This window comes from Agrobacterium sp. MCAB5 (assembly GCF_052114365.1).
Classification (GTDB): domain Bacteria; phylum Pseudomonadota; class Alphaproteobacteria; order Rhizobiales; family Rhizobiaceae; genus Agrobacterium; species Agrobacterium tumefaciens.
Genome location: NZ_JBFREP010000126.1, coordinates 1 through 643 on the forward strand (window position 1 = coordinate 1; position 643 = coordinate 643).

Annotated in this window: 1 protein-coding gene; it reads left to right on the top strand. The window is 59.7% G+C overall.

Annotated features, from left to right (window positions below; translation table 11 throughout):
- Nucleotides 1–643: ABC transporter substrate-binding protein (locus AB4Z23_RS27745; RefSeq protein ID WP_441361212.1), on the top strand; the 643-nt coding region annotated here is incomplete at both ends.

Genomic DNA, 643 nt, shown 5'->3' on the forward strand with positions numbered 1-643 from the left:
GAAGAAGCGCAGCGTTCTCTTTGCCAGCACGGTGGCGGCCTTGGCCATGGCAGGCTCTGCCGCCCATGCCGAGCGTGGCAGTGACGGCGAACTGAAAATCCTTTTCTGGCAGGCTGTATCGACACTCAACCCTTATCTTTCCGGCGGCACCAAAGAGATCTACAGCTCGTCCATGGTGATTGAGCCTCTGGCCCGCTACGACGAAAAGGGCGAGCTGGTGCCGATGCTGGTGAGCGAGATCCCGACGGTCGACAATGGCGGCGTCGCGAAGGATCTGCTCAGCATGACGTGGAAGCTGAAAAGCGACGTCAAATGGTCCGACGGCACGCCGCTTACCGCTGACGACGTCATCTTCACGTGGAAATATTGCACCGCACCCGACGGCGGCTGCGCGCAGGCGGCGCAATATGAAGGTGTGAAAAACGTTGAGGCTATCGATGCCCATACCGTCAAGATCAGCTTCACTGAACCCAAGCCCTACCCCTACTCGGCATTTGTCGGCGCGCAATCGCCCGTCATCCAGAAAAAGCAGTTCGAAAACTGTGTCGGCGCCGCGGCTCCCGGCTGCACATCCGCCAATTTCGGCCCCATCGGCACCGGCCCCTTTGTGGTCAAGGAGTTCAAGCCGAACGACGTCATCAGC